This is a genomic window from Pantoea sp. SGAir0180 (genome assembly GCF_043546245.1).
The window spans coordinates 2,909,631-2,928,624 of the sequence record NZ_CP028071.1 but is presented as its reverse complement, the minus strand read 5'-3'; the positions used below and the strand labels follow the sequence as shown (position 1 = coordinate 2,928,624).

Here is an 18,994-nt window from a genome sequence, read left to right as displayed (position 1 = left end):
ACAGGAACATTATGAGTCTTAATTACCTGGATTTTGAACAGCCAATCGCAGAACTGGAAGCAAAAATTGATTCGCTTACCTCGATTGGTCGTCAGGACGATAAACACGTCAATCTCGACGAAGAAGTTAAGCGTCTGCGCGAGAAAAGCGTTGAGCTGACACGTAAAATCTTCGCCGATTTGGGCGCATGGCAAATCGCCCAACTGGCGCGACATCCATTACGTCCTTATACCTTTGATTATGTGCGCAATGCGTTTGACGATTTCGATGAGCTTGCGGGTGACCGCGCTTATGCGGATGACAAAGCGATTGTCGGCGGGATTGCCCGCCTCGACGGCCGTCCTGTGATGATCATCGGTCACCAGAAAGGGCGCGAAACCAAAGAGAAGATTCGCCGTAATTTTGGTATGCCGGCACCGGAAGGCTATCGCAAAGCGTTGCGCCTGATGGAAATGGCCGAACGCTTTAAAATGCCTATTATCACCTTTATCGACACGCCGGGTGCGTATCCGGGCGTGGGCGCGGAAGAGCGCGGTCAGTCTGAAGCTATCGCACGCAACCTGCGCGAAATGTCAGGCCTGAAAGTACCGGTTATCTGTACCGTTATCGGTGAGGGCGGTTCGGGTGGCGCACTGGCTATCGGCGTGGGCGACAAAGTGAACATGCTGCAGTACAGCACCTATTCGGTCATTTCACCGGAAGGCTGTGCCTCTATTCTGTGGAAAAGCGCCGATAAAGCGCCGCTGGCCGCAGAAGCGATGGGCATTACCGCGCCGCGTCTGAAAGAGCTTAAGCTGATTGATTCGGTCATCCCTGAGCCACTGGGCGGCGCGCATCGCCATCCGGTAGAAATGGCGCAGACGCTAAAACAGCAACTGCTGGCCGATCTGGCCGACCTGGAAGGGTTAAGCACCGAAGAATTATTAGATCGCCGTTATCAGCGTCTGATGAGTTATGGCTACGCCTGATTCAGTGCTGTGACGTAAAAGCGGACTCCGGTCCGCTTTTTTTATGCCACGAATCTGACTGCGGTTTCGTGGCGTAATTCGCTATGCTTACTCAATGCCTCAACAATCAGGGAGATGTGCATTGAATATTCTGGCGATCATGGGCGCGCATGGCGTGTTTTACAAAGATGAACCGTTACGCGAGTTGGATGTAGCACTGAGTCAGCAAGGTTTTCAGCTCATACGGCCTAAAAACACAGATGATCTTCTCAAACTGATTGAACACAATCCCCGTATCAGCGGTGTGATTTTTGACTGGGATGAGCACAACAGCCCTGAGCTGTGCGGTGAAATTAATCAGCTCAATGAATACCTGCCCCTGTATGCCTTTATTAATACCCACTCGCAAATGGATATCAGCATCAATGAGATGCGGCTACCGCTGCATTTTTTTGAGTACGCGCTGAATGCGGCCGACGATATCGCCTTGCACATCCGCCAGTACACGGATGATTACCTCGACCACATTACACCACCGTTAACCAAAGCGTTGTTCACCTATGTGAAAGAGGGAAAGTACACGTTCTGCACTCCGGGCCATATGGCCGGGACGGCCTTCCAGAAAAGTCCGGTGGGCTGTTTGTTCTATGACTTCTTTGGCGCGAATACGCTTAAGTCGGATATTTCGATTTCGGTGACTGAGCTGGGCTCGCTGCTGGATCATACCGGACCACATCTTGAGGCCGAAGAGTACATCGCCCGCACGTTCGGTGCGGAACAGAGCTATATGGTGACCAACGGCACCTCGACCTCGAACAAGATCGTGGGCATGTATGCCGCGCCGGCAGGCAGCACGATTCTGGTTGACCGTAACTGCCACAAGTCGCTTACCCACTTGCTGATGATGAGCGATCTGATTCCTGTCTGGCTAAAACCCACACGCAATGCCTTAGGCATTCTGGGCGGCATTCCGCAAAAAGAATTTACCCGTACCAGCATTGAACAGAAAGTGGCTGCCACGCCGCGCGCCAGCTGGCCCGTTCATGCAGTAATTACTAACTCGACCTACGACGGTTTGCTTTATAACACGCAGTACATCAAGCAAACGCTCGACGTCCCCTCGATTCACTTTGATTCGGCCTGGGTGCCTTACACCAATTTTCACCCTATCTATGAGGGGAAAAGCGGCATGAGCGGTGAGCGGATACCGGGCAAGGTGATTTATGAAACCCAGTCCACGCATAAACTGCTGGCTGCCTTTTCGCAGGCCTCATTAATTCACATCAAAGGCGAGTACGACGAACAAACCTTTAATGAAGCCTACATGATGCACACCACCACATCGCCCAATTACGCGATTGTTTCCTCTATTGAAACAGCCGCCGCCATGCTGCGGGGGAATCCGGGGAAAAGGCTCATCAATCGGTCAGTCGAGCGCGCGTTACATTTTCGTCGTGAAATACAGCGGTTGCGCGAAGAGTCGGACAGCTGGTTCTTTGATATCTGGCAACCAGAGCATGTGGATGAAGCGCAGTGCTGGCCGATCCAGCCGGGAGACGAAGCGTGGCATGGTTTCACCCAGGCCGATCGCGATCATATGTATCTCGATCCGATCAAAGTCACCATTCTTACACCGGGCATGAGCGAGTTAGGAGAAATGGCCGAAGAGGGGATCCCCGCTGCGCTGGTGGCGAAATTCCTTGATGAGCGTGGGATTGTGGTGGAAAAGACCGGTCCGTATAACCTGTTGTTCCTGTTCAGTATTGGCATCGACAAGACCAAGGCGATGAGCGTGCTGCGTGGATTAACCGAATTTAAGCGCGCCTACGACCTGAATCTGCGCGTAAAAAACATGCTGCCGGATCTGTATGCGGAAGATCCCGACTTTTACCGCACGATGCGCATCCAGACGCTGGCGCAGGGGATTCATCGCCTGATTCAGCAACATGACCTGCCGCGTCTGATGCTGAAAGCCTTTGATGTCTTACCTGAGATGAAAATGACGCCGCATCAGGCGTTCCAGCAGCAGGTGAAAGGCAATATTGAGACCGTAAACATGAATGAGCTGGTGGGCCGTATCTCTGCCAACATGATATTGCCTTATCCTCCCGGTGTACCGCTGGTGATGCCTGGCGAAATGATCACAGAACAAAGCCGCGCCGTGCTCGACTTCCTGCTCATGCTGTGTAGCATTGGGCGCCACTATCCTGGCTTTGAGACAGATATTCACGGCGCGACGCTAACCGAAGAAGGTGAATATCGGGTACGTGTGCTGAAACAGAGCGGGGAACAGGAATGAAGGACCAACAGGGAGCAAACATGCTACAGCTAACGCACATTCACCATATCGCCATCATTGCGTCAGATTATCATCGCAGTAAAGCCTTTTACTGCGACATACTGGGATTTGAACTGCAAAGTGAGCACTACCGCGAAGCGCGCGATTCGTGGAAAGGCGATCTGGCGTTAAACGGTCAGTACACCATTGAGCTGTTTTCCTTTCCACACCCGCCCGCCCGGGTCAGTCAGCCGGAAGCCTGTGGCCTTCGCCATCTGGCTTTCAGCGTGCCGGACGTGGAAGCCGCGGTGCGCTATCTGGACACGCAGGGCGTGACATGCGAACCCATTCGCATTGACGCGCTTACCGGGAAACCCTGTACCTTTTTTGCTGACCCGGATGGTTTGCCGCTTGAGTTGTATCAGGCGTAAACTGGCGGCTTTATGGCTCGTCCCACTGCCTGAGTTATGGAATTATCATGTCTGATTTTGACGCACTGCTGAATGAAAACGACGCGCTGGTAGTGGCGTTTAGCGGTGGCCTGGATTCTACCGTCCTGCTGCATAAGCTGCGGGACTGGCAACAGCACCATCCGGCCTCGCGGTTGCGTGCGCTGCATGTCCATCATGGCCTCAGTGCTAATGCCGACCACTGGGCGGCGCATTGCCAGACCCTGTGCGCAACATGGCAGATCCCCTGCGAGATCCTGCGCGTGCAGGTAACCGATCAGGGCGATGGCATTGAAGCGGCGGCGCGGCAGGCGCGTTATCGGGCATTGCACCAGGCGCTCCATGCGGATGAGAAACTCCTTACCGCACAGCACCTGGACGATCAGTGTGAAACCGTCCTGCTGGCCCTGAAACGCGGCAGTGGCCCGGCCGGTCTGGCGGCCATGCCGGTGGCGGGCTCTCTGGGTAAAAACCCTCTGCTTCGCCCGCTGTTAAGCTGTTCCCGGCAGTCATTAGAGCTGTATGCCCAAACGCATCAGTTGCAATGGGTTGAAGATGAGAGCAATCAGGATGTGCGTTACGACCGCAATTTTCTTCGTCAGCAACTCTTACCGGCCGTCGTGGCACGCTGGCCTCATTTCGCCAGTGCGACGGCGCGCAGTGCGGCACTCTGTGCTGAGCAGGAGCAACTGCTGGATGAGTTGCTGGCGGAACAACTCGCTGCGCTGATTCAGCCGGACGGTAGCCTGTGTTTCTCCGCGTTACTGACGATGAGTGAAGTGCGCAGTAATGCTTTGCTGCGTCGCTGGCTGGCCGGACAGGGCGCGCAAATGCCCTCGCGCGATGCGTTGCGCCGCATTCGTCAGGAAGTGATGCTGAGTCGTGAAGATGCCCAGCCACGGCTACGGTTAGGCCACAGCGAAATTCGCCGTTATCGCCAGCAGCTTTATATTTTGCCGATCAGAGAATCGTTACGCGACTGCGAAATCGCCTGGAAGAATCTCAACCAGACATTGCCCCTGCCGCAGCATATCGGCACGCTGCAGCCCGATTATACAATGCCTTTACTACGACGACCGACGCTGGAGGAACAGGTATTTGTGCGTTTTCACGCGACAGGGTACGTGCATATTGTGGATCGCGCGGGCGGGCGCGAGATGAAGAAAATCTGGCAGGGGTTGAATATCCCGTCATGGCAGCGGGAACGTATTCCGCTCATTTATTACAATCAAACGCTTATTTGCGCGCCCGGCCTGTTCGTGACCCGTGAAGGCGCAGCAGGGGAGGCACAGGGCTGGCAGATTCACTGGCACAAACCTACAGGAGTATCGTTGTGAAACAATGGATAGTGGCATTAACGTTTTTTACGTTGTTTCCGGCTTGTGCCGCAGGCGATATTCACGCGGGCGAACAGCGTTCGGCGGCCTGTACGGCCTGCCATGGTCCGAAAGGCATTGCGACGGTTCCCCTTTATCCCAGCCTGGCGGGCCAAAACGCCGCTTATCTCGCGCACGCGCTACAGGCCTATAAGAAGGGAGAGCGCAACGGTGGTCAGGCAGAGGTGATGAAAGCGTTTGTTGCGGGGCTCAGCGATGAGGAGATAACAGATTTAGCGGCGTACTACAGTTCGTTAAAGCCCTGATGAGATGGGCGGGAATGCATCCCGCCCGACGGGAAGTGAATTACTCTTCGCTGACCACGACGGTGCCGAGTTCAGGATGGCTAAAACTGGCAATATGATCGAGACGTAACTCGCGCGTTTCACCGGACAGTTCAATGGCCAGATACTCCACGTTTTTACGTGAAAGGATGTCCCTGGCCTTTGCCTTTAGCTGCTCGCCATCTTTTAACGCCAGCGACAGCATCCAGTTTTTTTGGCAGGCGAGTTCCAGATTATCGTAGTCATCGCAATTGATGGGTTTATAAGCTTCATTCATCAACATAGTCGCTCACCAATAAGTTTGCGGCGGCATAAGCCGCCTGTTCCCTGAGAGAAGAGTTTAGCGCAGCATTCGCGGCAATAGCATCAAGCGCGTTAAGCGCGCAGCCGATGGCATCGGGAATATAGCCCAGATCTCCGCTGCCAATTTCGGCATATTTTTGGCGAACTAACTCACAATATTTTTGCACGGGCACCTCCTCAGCAGAGCATAAATACTCTGGTTGATTTGCGACTATATCACAGGCATTTCAAGAAAATCAGCCAGGCGAAAGCAGGAACAGCGAGCAAATCACTGCTAAAGTAGCGGACTACGCCGTATCAGACGTTTCAGGATAAAGCACGAAAGGTTAAGTTGATGAACAGGTCAGAGCGAAAAAACGGGAACCGGACAAAGGCGGGTGGACGATGATTGCGCTGTCACGGAATGTCGAGCTGCCAGACAATGAAATTGAACTGACGGCCATTCGGGCGCAGGGGGCAGGGGGCCAGCACGTCAACAAAACCAGCACCGCTATTCATCTGCGTTTTGATATCGCCGCGTCTTCCCTGCCGCCGTTTTATAAAGAGCGGTTGCTCAGTGCCAGCCATCATTTAATTACCGGCGACGGGACGATTATCATCAAGGCGCAGGAATACCGCAGCCAGGAGATGAACCGCGAAGCGGCGCTGCAACGGCTGGTGAATTTGATTCAGGAGCTCACGAAGGTAGAGAAAGTCCGGCGCTCAACACGACCGACACGCGCGTCGAAAGCGCGCAGGCTGGAAGGGAAATCACGGCGCAGCCAGACCAAAGCATTGCGCGGTAAAGTGCTGTAAGACGTGGCCAGAGAATTACCTGTGGTCGTCAGGAGAACAGAGTCGACCATGCGTTAAAAAAAACGCCCCATGAAGGGGCGTTATGGCAGGCTTACTTGTTCAGTGCCTTGAGCAGGAAATCGACAATCTCATCCTGCTTAATCATCTGCTTTTCACCGGCACGACGGGCTTTGTATTCGATCTCCTGGTTATCAAGATTGCGATCGCCAATCACGATGGTATGCGGGACGCCAATCAGTTCCATATCGGCGAACATAACGCCTGGACGTTCTTTACGGTCATCCAGAATCACCTCGACGCCTTTCGCGCGCAGCGTGTTGTACAGTTCTTCCGCTAACTCTTTTACGCGGAATGATTTCTGCATGTTCATTGGCAGAATCGCTACGTCGAACGGGGCCAGTGCCGCAGGCCAGATGATACCGCGATCGTCATGGTTCTGCTCGATCGCCGCCGCCACTACACGGGTAATACCGATGCCGTAGCACCCCATCGTCATGACCTGATTACGACCATCTTCACCCTGAACGGCCGCTTTCATCGCTTCGGAGTATTTGGTGCCCAACTGGAAAATATGGCCTACTTCGATACCACGTTTGATCTGCAATGTGCCTTTGCCGTCCGGGCTCAGATCGCCTTCTACCACATTACGGATATCAGCAACCTCGGCCATGGGCAGATCGCGTTCCCAGTTAATGCCAACGTAGTGCTTACCGTCCACATTTGCACCGGCGCAGAAATCACTCATCTTCGCCACGGTACGGTCTGCGATAATCGGCATCGTCAACCCGACCGGCCCCAGCGAACCAAAGCCAGCACCCACCACGGCACGAATCTCTTCTTCGGTCGCGAAAACCAGCGGTGACGCAACCAGCGGCGATTTTTCAGCCTTAATTTCGTTCAGTTCGTGATCGCCGCGGACCAGGAAGGCAACCAGAGCATGACCGCTTCCCTCTGCACCCTTGACCATCAGCGTCTTCACGGTTTTCTCAATCGGCATCTGGAACTGATTCACCAGATCGGCGATGGTTTTGGCATTCGGTGTATCGATCTGACGCATTGTTTCCTGAGGCGCAGGGCGTTCGCCCGCCGGTGCCACGGCTTCGGCCAGTTCAATGTTCGCCGCATAGTCAGAGTCGGTTGAGAAGATCACATCATCTTCGCCGCTCTGTGCCAGTACCTGGAACTCATGTGAGGCACTGCCACCAATCGAGCCGGTGTCCGCCTGCACGGCACGGAAATCCAGACCCATACGGCTGAAGATCTGACTATAAGCGCGGTACATCGCGTCATAGGTTTCCTGCAGTGATTCCTGCGTGGTATGGAAGGAGTAGGCGTCTTTCATGATGAACTCGCGCGAACGCATCACGCCAAAACGTGGGCGCACTTCATCACGGAATTTGGTCTGAATTTGATACAGATTCAGCGGCAGCTGTTTATAAGAGCTCAGCTCATTACGAATCAGATCGGTAATCACTTCTTCATGCGTTGGGCCGAGCACAAACGGACGTTCATGACGATCGGCAACACGCAGTAATTCTGGACCGTACTGCTCCCAGCGGCCGCTCTCCTGCCACAGGTCTGCGGGTTGGACCACAGGCATTGAAATCTCAATGGCACCGGCGTTGTTCATTTCTTCGCGAACGATGTTTTCGACTTTTTTTAATACGCGCAGTCCGGTTGGCAGCCAGGTATATAACCCTGAGGCCAGTTTACGGATCATGCCGGCACGCAGCATCAGCTGGTGGCTGATCACTTCCGCGTCAGACGGTGTCTCTTTCTGAGTAGAGAGCAGATATTGAGTAGTACGCATTGATTACAATTCCAGTTGATCGGAAATTCACGGACAAAAATAGGCTGGCGGCTAGTGTACCAGTGAGATCACCGGCTAAAAAGCGGGTTTTAACGCGGATCGATGGCCACGACTTCCGTGCCTGCATGATCAACGCGCCAGCGCACAGTAAACTCAAGCAGCGAGGCGGCATAAATGCGATCCTTTTCCTCACCTTTACGGTAAGCGGGGCGTGGATCCTGCGCAAGAACCTCACGGATAAAGCGGGCAAGATAGGGATAGTGCGCATACTGCTGCAACTGCTGCCCGGCCAGCGGCGAAAACCGCACAGGCATGCTGCTTTCCGGCGCGGACTGCGCAAAACCCGCTCTCGCCTCAGGCAGGGCTTCGGCGAAGGGCAGATAGGGCTTGATATCGACCACCGGCGTGCCGTCCACCAGATCCAGACTGCCCAGCTCCAGAATGACCTGTTGCTTCGCGCAACGGATGCCTTTGAGCTCAATCAGCGACATCCCAATCGGATTAGGGCGAAAGGTCGATCGCGTAGCAAAAACGCCCATGCGCGCGTTACCGCCCAGGCGGGGCGGGCGAACGGTCGGACGCCAGCCGCCTTCCAGGGTCTGATGAAAAACAAACAGCACCCAGAGATGGCTGAAGTCTTCCAGGCCGCGCACGGCCTCTGCCTGATTATAAGGCGGCAAAAGATGCAGTTCGCCGCCGCCGTCCTGAACCAGACCAGGCTGACGCGGGACAGCGAACTTTTCTTTCCACGGCGAACGGATTACGCCGATCTGCGCAAAGGCAAAATCACTCATTGACTGGTGACTTTCAGCGCCGAACCCTGGCAGACAGCCTGACGGTAGCAGCCCGGGGTGCTGCTCACGATTTCACATTTGTGAAGCAGTACCGCATTAGCTTTCATCTGCGCGGCTTTAATCTGCATACGTTTACGCGCGGTAGCGATATTGGGCGGTGAACTCTGATTGCTCATCTGGCAATCTTCTGCGGAGACTTCACCCAGATCGCGGAAGGGCTTGCTCACCAGATCGGCAGCATCGGTGTACACCTTAACGGGGGCGGGACGATACGTTGGCTTACGTGTCGGTTCGCTGGATTGCTGCGGATGAGAAGGTGCGCTGCTTATTGGGTGATACTCCCGAACACACCCTGTCAGCATCAATGCTAACAAGCAGAGCGGTAAAAAACGCATAGCAACATCCTCAAGTGTCAAAAAGTGGCGTTATTGAAACAAGGACACGGATAAATAACAAGTCAGCAAATGGCAATAACAGAAAGGGCGGCTAAAAGCCGCCCTGAGGGAAAAGATCAGACGACCTTACCAGCCTTTAACGGCACCACCGTTAAACACTTTATTGGCCGCGTCAGCCACTTCGTCAGACTGATAAGCCTGCACGAATTTCTTCACATTTTCCGCGTCTTTGTTGTCTTCACGCGCCACAATCAGGTTCACGTAAGGGGAGTCTTTATCTTCCACAAAGATGCCATCTTTCGCCGGCGTCAGGCCAATCTGGCTGGCGTAAGTGGTGTTGATCACGGCCAGGGCGATTTGCTGATCGTCCAGTGAACGTGGCAGCTGTGGCGCCTCCAGCTCAACAATCTTCAGGTGTTTTGGATTCTCAACGATATCCAGCGAGGTTGGCAGCAGGCCCACACCGTCTTTCAGCTTGATCAGGCCCACTTTCTGCAGCAGCAGCAGCGAACGGCCCAGGTTGGTTGGATCGTTAGGAATGGCAACCTGTGCGCCATCCTGCAGTTGATCCAGCGATTTGATTTTTTTCGAATAGCCTGCAATCGGATAAACAAAAGAGTTACCTACAGAAACCAGCTTGTAACCGCGATCTTTGATCTGTTGATCCAGATACGGTTTGTGCTGGAACGCATTCACATCGATATCGCCTTTGCTCAGTGCTTCGTTCGGCAGCACATAGTCATTAAAGGTCACCAGCTCAACATCCAGACCGTACTTATCTTTCGCCACTTTGGCCGCCGCTTCGGCAACCTGCTGTTCAGCGCCGACGATCACGCCCACTTTGATATGGTTGGGATCTTTGGCTTTTTGATCGCATCCTGCCAGCGCAATCGCGCCAATTAATGCACCCACAGCGGCAATGTTTTTAAATTTGAAAGACATATCCTTTCCTTAATAGTGATATTGCTTGCTTATTTATGGGACACAGCACGCACGATGCGGTCGCCACAGAATTGTATGAGATACACCAAAACGACTAATAACACTAATACCGTATTCATCACCGTCGCGTTATATCCGATATAACCATACTGGTAGCCAATTTGTCCGAGGCCGCCCGCGCCGACTGCGCCGCCCATCGCCGAGTAACCTACCAGGGTAATCAACGTAATGGTGGCCGCGTTAACAAGGCCGGGCAGGGCTTCGGGCAGCAGGACTTTGCGCACGATTTGCATCGGCGTGGCACCCATCGCGCGTGATGCTTCAATTAACCCGGTCGGGAGTTCCAGCAGGGCATTTTCAACCATGCGGGCAATAAACGGTGCCGCACCGACAGTCAGGGGCACGATGGCCGCCTGTAAGCCAATAGAGGTTCCAACGATGACGCGGGTAAACGGAATCATCCACACAAGGAGGATAATGAAGGGGATCGAGCGGAAAATGTTAACCAGGGCGGACAGCACACGGTACAGCCCTTTGTTTTCAAGAATCTGTCCCGGACGGGTGACATACAGCAGTACGCCGACCGGTAAACCCAGAACGAAGCCGAAAAAGCCAGAGACAAAGGTCATCATCAACGTTTCCCAGACGCCGCGCCCCAGCAGCGCAATCATCGCTTCAGACATAACCTAATACCTCGACTTTGACATGATGTTCCTGCAGCCACTGAATGGCGGCTTGTGTATCGCTTTCGCTACCGTGAATTTCCGCCAGCATGATGCCAAACTTCACACCGCCGGCGTAATCCATCTGCGCACTGATAATGTTGTTATTGATATTGAAACGCCGCGCTGCTTCAGACAGCAATGGTGCATCGACGGACTGGCCGGTAAATTCCATACGCAGTAATGGCATGCTGTCAGGACCCGCTTCGGGCGACAGGCGCTGCTGGTAGTCGTCTGGAATATCCAGATGCAGGGTTGACTGGATGAACTGTTGCGCCAGCGGGGTTTTGGGGTACGAGAAGACTTCACTTACGCTGTCTTTCTCAATCAGCTCACCCTGGCTGATGACCGCAACCTGATCGCAGATGCGTTTCACCACATCCATCTCATGGGTAATTAACAGAATAGTCAGGCCCAGACGGCGGTTAATATCTTTCAGTAATTCCAGAATTGAGCGCGTGGTGGCTGGATCTAATGCGCTGGTGGCTTCATCACACAGCAGAACTTTCGGGTTACTGGCCAGAGCGCGGGCAATGGCAACACGCTGTTTTTGCCCGCCGGAGAGATTGGCAGGCCAGGCATCGTGCTTATCCGCCAGGCCGACCAGCTCCAGGAGCTCAGAGACGCGCTTTTTAATTTCATCACGAGAAAGGCTACCCAACTCTAATGGCAGCGCAACATTGCCAGCGACGGTGCGGGAGTTCATCAGGTTGAAGTGCTGAAAAATCATACCAATCTGGCGGCGGGCCTGCGTCAGCTGTCGTTCGCTCAGCGCCGTTAAATCCGCGCCATCAACCAACACACGACCTGAAGAAGGGCGTTCGAGCAGATTCACGCAACGAATCAGCGTACTTTTTCCGGCACCGGATGCGCCGATGACGCCATAGATCTGTCCGGCCGGGACATGCAGGCTGACGTTAGATAACGCCTTTATCGTTCGCGAACCTTGCTGGAACACTTTGGTTATATTTTCTAATTTAATCATTACGTTATTTATTGCCGTCTTGCATTATCCGTGGTCTGGTGTGCTGCCATAAAGGACAGCATGCATAAGCTGGATGGATGTTAAGGCATCCAGACGTCTAAATCAATCGAAGTCATGTAAACGGGCATTCTCCCTTTTATGACAATCGTGCGATACTGAGCGGCAATGTTTATAGCAGGAGTTTCTACGTGGCGAATAAAGTCCCGGCCATTTTTCTCGATCGCGATGGCACCCTCAATGTTGATCACGGCTATGTCCACGAAATCGATCATTTCCAGTTTATCGATGGTGTAATTGAAGCGTTGCAGCAACTCAAAAAGATGGGCTTTGCGCTGGTTATCGTGACAAACCAGTCTGGCATCGCACGTGGCATGTTTAGTGAAGATCAGTTTATGCAGCTTACCGAGTGGATGGACTGGTCGCTGGCCGATCGCGATGTCGACCTTGATGGGATCTATTTCTGTCCACATCACCCGGATGCGACGGTAGAAGCGTATCGCCAGCAGTGCGACTGCCGTAAACCGCAACCCGGCATGCTGCTGGCGGCGCAAGAAGAGCTGCATATCGATATGGCTGCGTCTTATATGGTAGGGGATAAGCTGGAAGATATGCAGGCTGCCCAGGCCGCCGGTGTCGGTAAGAAAGTGTTAGTGCGCAGTGGGAAGCCGGTTACGCCGGAAGGCGAGGCATTGGCTGACTGGGTAATAGAGAGTCTTGCGGCGCTCCCTTCCCGTATTAAAAAGGGTTAAAACAGCGCTTTTGTGCAAATTTCAGACGAACAGCAAAAAAGTTTAAATTTGCACTTGCGCTCTGCGAAAGCTTCCCTATAATGCGCCTCCACTGACACGGTACAACGGCTTACGTAACGCGGTGTTCAGCAGAGAACTCCCCGGAGTTTTCGCCGGAGAAAAACTTCTGAAAAAGAGGTTGACTCTGAAGGAGGAAAGCGTAATATACGCCACCTCGCAACAGACGGTTAACCCGCTGGTTGCACTGCTCTTTAACAATTTATCAGACAATCTGTGTGGGCACTCGCAGGATTGATATCCGCGTCTCCGGACGCAAAAAATATCAAGTCTTAAGAGTGAACACGTAGTGAAATTCATTACGACGTTTTCCTTGAGCATCGCTGCACTGGTTGCAGCAAATCAAACTTTAAATTGAAGAGTTTGATCATGGCTCAGATTGAACGCTGGCGGCAGGCCTAACACATGCAAGTCGGACGGTAGCACAGGGGAGCTTGCTCCTCGGGTGACGAGTGGCGGACGGGTGAGTAATGTCTGGGAAACTGCCCGATGGAGGGGGATAACTACTGGAAACGGTAGCTAATACCGCATAACGTCGCAAGACCAAAGTGGGGGACCTCCGGGCCTCACACCATCGGATGTGCCCAGATGGGATTAGCTTGTAGGCGGGGTAACGGCCCACCTAGGCGACGATCCCTAGCTGGTCTGAGAGGATGACCAGCCACACTGGAACTGAGACACGGTCCAGACTCCTACGGGAGGCAGCAGTGGGGAATATTGCACAATGGGCGCAAGCCTGATGCAGCCATGCCGCGTGTATGAAGAAGGCCTTCGGGTTGTAAAGTACTTTCAGCGGGGAGGAAGGTGTTGAGGTTAATAACCTCATCAATTGACGTTACCCGCAGAAGAAGCACCGGCTAACTCCGTGCCAGCAGCCGCGGTAATACGGAGGGTGCAAGCGTTAATCGGAATTACTGGGCGTAAAGCGCACGCAGGCGGTCTGTTAAGTCAGATGTGAAATCCCCGGGCTTAACCTGGGAACTGCATTTGAAACTGGCAGGCTTGAGTCTCGTAGAGGGGGGTAGAATTCCAGGTGTAGCGGTGAAATGCGTAGAGATCTGGAGGAATACCGGTGGCGAAGGCGGCCCCCTGGACGAAGACTGACGCTCAGGTGCGAAAGCGTGGGGAGCAAACAGGATTAGATACCCTGGTAGTCCACGCCGTAAACGATGTCGACTTGGAGGTTGTTCCCTTGAGGAGTGGCTTCCGGAGCTAACGCGTTAAGTCGACCGCCTGGGGAGTACGGCCGCAAGGTTAAAACTCAAATGAATTGACGGGGGCCCGCACAAGCGGTGGAGCATGTGGTTTAATTCGATGCAACGCGAAGAACCTTACCTACTCTTGACATCCAGCGAACTTTCCAGAGATGGATTGGTGCCTTCGGGAACGCTGAGACAGGTGCTGCATGGCTGTCGTCAGCTCGTGTTGTGAAATGTTGGGTTAAGTCCCGCAACGAGCGCAACCCTTATCCTTTGTTGCCAGCGATTCGGTCGGGAACTCAAAGGAGACTGCCGGTGATAAACCGGAGGAAGGTGGGGATGACGTCAAGTCATCATGGCCCTTACGAGTAGGGCTACACACGTGCTACAATGGCGCATACAAAGAGAAGCGACCTCGCGAGAGCAAGCGGACCTCATAAAGTGCGTCGTAGTCCGGATCGGAGTCTGCAACTCGACTCCGTGAAGTCGGAATCGCTAGTAATCGTGGATCAGAATGCCACGGTGAATACGTTCCCGGGCCTTGTACACACCGCCCGTCACACCATGGGAGTGGGTTGCAAAAGAAGTAGGTAGCTTAACCTCCGGGAGGGCGCTTACCACTTTGTGATTCATGACTGGGGTGAAGTCGTAACAAGGTAACCGTAGGGGAACCTGCGGTTGGATCACCTCCTTACCTGAAGATACCTTCGTGCGAAGTGCTCACACAGATTGTCTGATAGAAAGCTGAAGAAGCAAGACGGCTGCGAAGCCGAGACACACGTACGTGTCCCCTTCGTCTAGCGGTTAGGACTCCGCCCTTTCACGGCGGCAACAGGGGTTCGAATCCCCTAGGGGACGCCACTTGCTTGGTGACAGGTGAAAGGTGTCTCCACAAAGTATCTCAAAACTGGCCTCAGGGTCACGTTTGAGATATTTGCTCTTTAACAATCCGGAACAAGCTGAAAATTTGAAACGACGCACGTCGTGTTCCTCCGTAATAAGGAACACAGCACGATGCGTTCGGGTCTCTCAAAAGCTCACGACACGCAAGCGCAAAACGCCTGTGGGTTGTGAGGTTAAGCGACCAAGCGTACACGGTGGATGCCCTGGCAGTCAGAGGCGATGAAGGGCGTGCTAATCTGCGATAAGCGCCGGTAAGGTGATATGAACCGCTACAACCGGCGATACCCGAATGGGGAAACCCAGTGTGACTCGTCACACTATCATGCAGTGAATACATAGCGGCATGAGGCGAACCGGGGGAACTGAAACATCTAAGTACCCCGAGGAAAAGAAATCAACCGAGATTCCCCCAGTAGCGGCGAGCGAACGGGGAGGAGCCCAGAACCTGCATCAGCTTGTGCATCAGTGGAAGCGTCTGGAAAGTCGCAGGGTACAGGGTGATACTCCCGTACACAAAGGTGCACAGGCTGTGAGTTCGATGAGTAAGGCGGGACACGTGGTATCCTGTCTGAATATGGGGGGACCATCCTCCAAGGCTAAATACTCCTGACTGACCGATAGTGAACCAGTACCGTGAGGGAAAGGCGAAAAGAACCCCGGCGAGGGGAGTGAAACAGAACCTGAAACCGTGTACGTACAAGCAGTGGGAGCACCTTCGTGGTGTGACTGCGTACCTTTTGTATAATGGGTCAGCGACTTATATTCTGTAGCAAGGTTAACCGTATAGGGGAGCCGCAGGGAAACCGAGTCTTAACTGGGCGTTAAGTTGCAGGGTATAGACCCGAAACCCGGTGATCTAGCCATGGGCAGGTTGAAGGTTGGGTAACACTAACTGGAGGACCGAACCGACTAATGTTGAAAAATTAGCGGATGACCTGTGGCTGGGGGTGAAAGGCCAATCAAACCGGGAGATAGCTGGTTCTCCCCGAAAGCTATTTAGGTAGCGCCTCGTGAACTCATCTCCGGGGGTAGAGCACTGTTTCGGCTAGGGGGCCATCCCGGCTTACCAACCCGATGCAAACTGCGAATACCGGAGAATGTTATCACGGGAGACACACGGCGGGTGCTAACGTCCGTCGTGAAGAGGGAAACAACCCAGACCGCCAGCTAAGGTCCCAAAGTCATGGTTAAGTGGGAAACGATGTGGGAAGGCACAGACAGCCAGGATGTTGGCTTAGAAGCAGCCATCATTTAAAGAAAGCGTAATAGCTCACTGGTCGAGTCGGCCTGCGCGGAAGATGTAACGGGGCTAAACCATGCACCGAAGCTGCGGCAGCGACGCGTAAGCGTTGCTGGGTAGGGGAGCGTTCTGTAAGCCGCTGAAGGTGTGCTGTGAGGCATGCTGGAGGTATCAGAAGTGCGAATGCTGACATAAGTAACGATAAACAAGGTGAAAAACCTTGTCGCCGGAAGACCAAGGGTTCCTGTTCAACGTTAATCGGAGCAGGGTGAGTCGACCCCTAAGGCGAGGCCGAAAGGCGTAGTCGATGGGAAACAGGTTAATATTCCTGTACTTGGTGTTACTGCGAAGGGGGGACGGAGAAGGCTATATCGGCCGGGCGACGGTTGTCCCGGTTTAAGCGTGTAGGTGTGTGCGCCAGGCAAATCCGGTGCACTTTACACTGAGGCGTGACGACGAGGCACCACGGTGCTGAAGTGATAAATGCCCTGCTTCCAGGAAAAGCCTCTAAGCATCAGGTAACACGAAATCGTACCCCAAACCGACACAGGTGGTCAGGTAGAGAATACCCAGGCGCTTGAGAGAACTCGGGTGAAGGAACTAGGCAAAATGGTGCCGTAACTTCGGGAGAAGGCACGCTGGCGCGTAGGTGAGGGGACTTGCTCCCGGAGCCGAGGCCAGTCGAAGATACCAGCTGGCTGCAACTGTTTATTAAAAACACAGCACTGTGCAAACACGAAAGTGGACGTATACGGTGTGACGCCTGCCCGGTGCCGGAAGGTTAATTGATGGGGTTATCCGTAAGGAGAAGCTCTTGATCGAAGCCCCGGTAAACGGCGGCCGTAACTATAACGGTCCTAAGGTAGCGAAATTCCTTGTCGGGTAAGTTCCGACCTGCACGAATGGCGTAATGATGGCCAGGCTGTCTCCACCCGAGACTCAGTGAAATTGAAATCGCTGTGAAGATGCAGTGTACCCGCGGCAAGACGGAAAGACCCCGTGAACCTTTACTACAGCTTGACACTGAACACTGAGCCTTGATGTGTAGGATAGGTGGGAGGCTTTGAAGCGTGGACGCCAGTCTGCGTGGAGCCGTCCTTGAAATACCACCCTTTAATGTTTGGTGTTCTAACGTGGGCCCGTGATCCGGGCTGCGGACAGTGTCTGGTGGGTAGTTTGACTGGGGCGGTCTCCTCCCAAAGCGTAACGGAGGAGCACGAAGGTTGGCTAATCCTGGTCGGACATCAGGAGGTTAGTGCAATGGCATAAGCCAGCTTGACTGCGAGAGTGACGGCTCGAGCAGGTGCGAAAGCAGGTCATAGTGATCCGGTGGTTCTGAATGGAAGGGCCATCGCTCAACGGATAAAAGGTACTCCGGGGATAACAGGCTGATACCGCCCAAGAGTTCATATCGACGGCGGTGTTTGGCACCTCGATGTCGGCTCATCACATCCTGGGGCTGAAGTAGGTCCCAAGGGTACGGCTGTTCGCCGTTTAAAGTGGTACGCGAGCTGGGTTTAGAACGTCGTGAGACAGTTCGGTCCCTATCTGCCGTGGGCGCTGGAGAATTGAGGGGGGTTGCTCCTAGTACGAGAGGACCGGAGTGAACGCACCGCTGGTGTCCGGGTTGTCACGCCAGTGGCACTGCCCGGTAGCTAAGTGCGGAAAAGATAAGTGCTGAAAGCATCTAAGCACGAAACTTGCCCCGAGATGAGTTCTCCCTGAGGCTTCGGGCCTCCTGAAGGGACGTTGAAGACGACGACGTTGATAGGCCGGGTGTGTAAGCGCAGCGATGCGTTGAGCTTACCGGTACTAATGACCCGTGAGGCTTAACCTTACAACGCCAGAGGCGTTTTGGTTGAGAGACAGAAAGAATTTTCAGCCTTGTTTACCGGATAAGAATATGGTTCTGTTCTGCGGACGTGAGTCCGAAGGATTTTGCGCTGAGGCAAGGCGGCAACCGAGACGATGTGAAGGAGCATACTGAAGTATGTGACTGAGCAGCGCGAGGGCGCCAACGCGGCATCAGCCCAAAAGACACAGGACAGGGCAGAAAGAATCTGCCTGGCGGCTGTAGCGCGGTGGTCCCACCTGACCCCATGCCGAACTCAGAAGTGAAACGCCGTAGCGCCGATGGTAGTGTGGGGTCTCCCCATGCGAGAGTAGGGAACTGCCAGGCATTAAATTAAAAAACCTGCACGTAACTTCGGGCAGTTCGCTACTCGACAGAGAGTAGGAAAAAAGCGAACGCTTTTGAACGCTGCAACGCAGCGGCCCGAAGGGTGAATCACAGCGTGATTCATAAACTGCCAGGCATTAAATTAAGACCAGCACGCTGGTCATGACCTTACCGGTGACGCGGAAGGGCGAAACACCTGACAGCAGAACGTTTTTCTGCGATCAGTACAGAATCGGTGGAGCGGTAGTTCAGTTGGTTAGAATACCTGCCTGTCACGCAGGGGGTCGCGGGTTCGAGCCCCGTCCGTTCCGCCACTTAATTGGAAAGCCCTGACTTAACGGTCAGGGCTTTTTCCATTTCTACGGCAACCAGCCCAGGGCAATCACTTCATAGCTTATTGATCGCGCATTGGCGTGCTACTCAGTCCTTTCCTTAATATAAAAGACATTACCTCCGCGTACTCTCCCGGCTGCATAATCTTCCTGCTGACCTTCTGGTCTGTCCTCGACTGGCGCTCAGAACAGGCGTTTTTGTCGGTCCGGCTTCACCTCACCCTCTTTGCACTCACCATCAGGCGGTCATTCTCA

The 18,994-nt window shown here is 53.8% G+C and carries 15 protein-coding genes, 2 tRNA genes and 3 rRNA genes; 12 read left to right on the top strand and 8 right to left on the bottom strand.

All coding sequences use genetic code 11. The features are described from left to right. The first annotated feature begins 11 nt into the window (after nt 1–11). The 5 genes from accA (at nt 12) to C1N58_RS13905 (ending at nt 5,316) form a co-directional block, all read left to right on the top strand. Nucleotides 12–968 carry an acetyl-CoA carboxylase carboxyl transferase subunit alpha gene (gene accA / locus C1N58_RS13925; protein ID WP_033740317.1) on the top strand — a complete coding sequence of 319 codons (957 nt, stop codon included), beginning with the start codon at nt 12–14 and terminating at the stop codon, nt 966–968. 121 nt (nt 969–1,089) lie between these two features. Then, nucleotides 1,090–3,246 carry a lysine decarboxylase LdcC gene (locus C1N58_RS13920; protein ID WP_394549877.1) on the top strand — a complete coding sequence of 719 codons (2,157 nt, stop codon included), beginning with the start codon at nt 1,090–1,092 and terminating at the stop codon, nt 3,244–3,246. Between the two features lie 20 nt (nt 3,247–3,266). Next, complete coding sequence (locus tag C1N58_RS13915; protein ID WP_033740319.1) at nt 3,267–3,656, top strand: VOC family protein; 390 nt, start codon at nt 3,267–3,269, stop codon at nt 3,654–3,656. Nucleotides 3,657–3,703: 47 nt separating this feature from the next. Next, nucleotides 3,704–5,011 (top strand): tRNA lysidine(34) synthetase TilS, encoded by a 1,308-nt coding sequence (tilS, locus tag C1N58_RS13910; protein WP_039338656.1) that lies wholly within the window; start codon nt 3,704–3,706, stop codon nt 5,009–5,011. After that, nucleotides 5,008–5,316, top strand: coding sequence for a c-type cytochrome (locus C1N58_RS13905; RefSeq protein ID WP_006117780.1), 309 nt, complete (start codon nt 5,008–5,010; stop codon nt 5,314–5,316). Before tilS ends, C1N58_RS13905 begins: the two co-directional genes overlap by 4 nt. 40 nt (nt 5,317–5,356) lie before the next feature. Here the strand turns inward: C1N58_RS13905 and rof are convergent, their stop codons facing one another. Both rof and C1N58_RS13895 read right to left on the bottom strand, forming a co-directional pair. Continuing rightward, entirely contained in the window at nt 5,357–5,617 is a 261-nt protein-coding gene (gene rof / locus C1N58_RS13900) for a Rho-binding antiterminator (RefSeq protein ID WP_033740322.1), read from the bottom strand. Continuing rightward, on the bottom strand, nt 5,604–5,804 hold the full coding sequence (locus C1N58_RS13895; protein ID WP_033740323.1) for a YaeP family protein: 201 nt from the start codon (nt 5,802–5,804) through the stop codon (nt 5,604–5,606). Before C1N58_RS13895 ends, rof begins: the two co-directional genes overlap by 14 nt. Nucleotides 5,805–6,021: 217 nt before the next feature. Between C1N58_RS13895 and arfB the strand changes: the two genes are divergently transcribed. Then, nucleotides 6,022–6,432 (top strand): alternative ribosome rescue aminoacyl-tRNA hydrolase ArfB, encoded by a 411-nt coding sequence (gene arfB, locus C1N58_RS13890; protein WP_006117783.1) that lies wholly within the window; start codon nt 6,022–6,024, stop codon nt 6,430–6,432. Nucleotides 6,433–6,523: 91 nt separating this feature from the next. Here arfB and proS read toward each other — a convergent pair whose 3' ends face one another. From proS to metN, 6 genes are all read right to left on the bottom strand, one after another. Beyond that, complete coding sequence (proS, locus tag C1N58_RS13885) at nt 6,524–8,242, bottom strand: proline--tRNA ligase (protein WP_033740325.1); 1,719 nt, start codon at nt 8,240–8,242, stop codon at nt 6,524–6,526. 89 nt (nt 8,243–8,331) lie between these two features. Then, nucleotides 8,332–9,036 carry a tRNA (N6-threonylcarbamoyladenosine(37)-N6)-methyltransferase TrmO gene (gene tsaA / locus C1N58_RS13880; protein WP_394549875.1) on the bottom strand — a complete coding sequence of 235 codons (705 nt, stop codon included), beginning with the start codon at nt 9,034–9,036 and terminating at the stop codon, nt 8,332–8,334. Beyond that, nucleotides 9,033–9,431, bottom strand: a complete 399-nt coding sequence (gene rcsF / locus C1N58_RS13875) for an Rcs stress response system protein RcsF (RefSeq protein WP_006117786.1) — start codon at nt 9,429–9,431, stop codon at nt 9,033–9,035. The genes tsaA and rcsF overlap by 4 nt, the downstream gene beginning before the upstream one ends. 126 nt (nt 9,432–9,557) lie before the next feature. Then, nucleotides 9,558–10,373 (bottom strand): MetQ/NlpA family lipoprotein, encoded by an 816-nt coding sequence (locus C1N58_RS13870; RefSeq protein WP_033740328.1) that lies wholly within the window; start codon nt 10,371–10,373, stop codon nt 9,558–9,560. A 29-nt stretch (nt 10,374–10,402) separates the two neighbouring features. Further along, nucleotides 10,403–11,056: a methionine ABC transporter permease MetI gene (locus tag C1N58_RS13865; RefSeq protein WP_006117788.1), complete on the bottom strand. Its 654-nt coding sequence runs from the start codon at nt 11,054–11,056 to the stop codon at nt 10,403–10,405. Next, nucleotides 11,049–12,080 (bottom strand): methionine ABC transporter ATP-binding protein MetN, encoded by a 1,032-nt coding sequence (gene metN / locus C1N58_RS13860; RefSeq protein ID WP_394549874.1) that lies wholly within the window; start codon nt 12,078–12,080, stop codon nt 11,049–11,051. The genes C1N58_RS13865 and metN overlap by 8 nt, the downstream gene beginning before the upstream one ends. 188 nt (nt 12,081–12,268) lie before the next feature. Here metN and gmhB point away from each other — a divergent pair, with 188 nt between their 5' ends. The 6 genes from gmhB (at nt 12,269) to C1N58_RS13830 (ending at nt 18,721) form a co-directional block, all read left to right on the top strand. Further along, nucleotides 12,269–12,829 (top strand): D-glycero-beta-D-manno-heptose 1,7-bisphosphate 7-phosphatase, encoded by a 561-nt coding sequence (gene gmhB, locus C1N58_RS13855; protein ID WP_164482980.1) that lies wholly within the window; start codon nt 12,269–12,271, stop codon nt 12,827–12,829. 408 nt (nt 12,830–13,237) lie between these two features. Continuing rightward, nucleotides 13,238–14,779, top strand: a 16S ribosomal RNA gene (locus tag C1N58_RS13850). Nucleotides 14,780–14,871: 92 nt separating this feature from the next. Beyond that, nucleotides 14,872–14,946: transfer RNA gene (locus C1N58_RS13845), tRNA-Glu, on the top strand. A 213-nt stretch (nt 14,947–15,159) separates the two neighbouring features. Beyond that, nucleotides 15,160–18,065 (top strand): 23S ribosomal RNA (locus C1N58_RS13840). A gap of 226 nt (nt 18,066–18,291) precedes the next feature. Beyond that, nucleotides 18,292–18,407, top strand: a 5S ribosomal RNA gene (gene rrf / locus C1N58_RS13835). The 16S, 23S and 5S rRNA genes sit together here with 2 tRNA genes alongside, the layout of an rRNA operon. A gap of 237 nt (nt 18,408–18,644) precedes the next feature. Then, nucleotides 18,645–18,721: transfer RNA gene (locus C1N58_RS13830), tRNA-Asp, on the top strand. The last annotated feature ends 273 nt before the right edge of the window (nt 18,722–18,994 follow it).